Consider the following 1515-nt stretch of genomic DNA (forward strand, 5'->3'; position numbering starts at 1 on the left):
GAAGGCTCCGTACATAGAGAATGGCGTCTTGCCCGGCGCGCTCGCGGGGAGTCGCATCCACTTCGATGAGCGATGCGCCCGGTGCGCGACCACGGGGAGGTCGACAACCGCACGGCCCGAGGCAAGAGTGGTGCGGGCCGTCCGAGGACCACCCTACGCGTAGCGGGCCCCACACCCCAGCCCCGCGGCCCGGGTGTGACGAGGGCATCACGATCGCCTCCCCGTGGTGGCACGATACGAGGCGTGCGAATAGACCTGTCCCTGCTGCGTCGACCGGAACTGGGGTCTGTGCTTCTCGGCCGGGAGGAGGAGTCCGCCCGCCTGCGCGCGTGGCGCGTCCGGATCCTGCTGCTCCTGACCCTGCTCGCCTCCAACCTGGTGGGCGTCGCGGTGGCCGTGGTGCTGGTCTTCTTCGTGCTGCCGGGCCCGGCGGTGCTGTCGCGGGAGTTCCTCGTCCCCTCGGTGATCGTGGTGCCCGTCTACGTGACGATGGCGGTCATCGTGGGCACGATCTGGGTCACCGGTGCGGTCTACCGCCGCGTCCGGTGGTTCCTCGACGGCCGCGAGCCCACCGACCGTGACCGCGCCCGGACCCTGCGCCTGCCCGCCCGCATCACCCTCATCCAGGCCTTCCTGTGGCTGCTCGGCGTCGCGGTCGTCACCCCCGCGTACGGCCTGGTCGACCCCACGTCGATCCCGGTGGTCGGGTTCACCATCTCCTTCGCCGGCATGGTCGTGTGCGGCGCCGCGTTCCTGCTCGCCGACTTCGGCCTGCGGCCCGTGGCGGCGGTCGCACTGTCCACGGGCCGCGCCCCGCGGGCTCGGTTCCTCGGCGCCATGACGCGGCTCCGGGTGGCGTGGGCCCTGGGTAGCGGGGTGCCCGTCACGGGCCTGATCATCGTCGCGATCTACACACTCGCGGGCCGTGCCCTGTCGCTGGAACGCCTCGCCGTCGTCGTCATCGTCCTGGGTGCCACGTCCCTCCTGGCCGGGTTCCTCCTCATCTCCCTCGCGACGGGGTCGATGATCGCCCCGCTGCGCAGCGTCCGGTGGGCGATGCAGGACATCAGCGACGGCACGCTCTCTCGGCGCGTGGTGGTCTATGACGCCACGGAGCTCGGTGAGCTGCAGCGCGGGTTCAACGAGATGGCCTCGGGGCTGCAGGAGCGCGAACGGCTGCGCGACCTGTTCGGTCGACACGTCGGGCGCGAGGTTGCCGAGGCCGCGGAGCTCGACGATCCCGAGCTGGGCGGGCGCGACTCGCGCGTGGGCGTGGTGTTCGTCGACCTCATCGGCTCGACCGAGATGGCCGTGCGGTCCGAGGCCGGCGAGGTGGTGGACGTGCTCAACCGGTTCTTCTCCGTGGTCGTGGAGACCGTGGAGGAGTACGACGGCATCGTCGACAGTTTCCTCGGCGATGCCGCGCTCGTCGTGTTCGGCGCGCCCCGGTCGATGGCGGACCCGGCGACCGCGACCCTGGCCTGCGCGCGGGTGCTGGCCGAGCGCCTGCCCGCG

1 protein-coding gene is annotated in these 1515 nt (G+C 71.9%); it reads left to right on the top strand.

The genetic code is table 11. The features are described 5' to 3' along the window. Nucleotides 1–243: 243 nt before the first annotated feature. Nucleotides 244–1515 (top strand): adenylate/guanylate cyclase domain-containing protein (locus G6024_RS02255; RefSeq protein ID WP_235027728.1); only part of this gene is annotated, 1272 nt, incomplete at its 3' end.

Source organism: Dietzia maris, from assembly GCF_014144855.1.
Classification (GTDB): domain Bacteria; phylum Actinomycetota; class Actinomycetes; order Mycobacteriales; family Mycobacteriaceae; genus Dietzia; species Dietzia kunjamensis.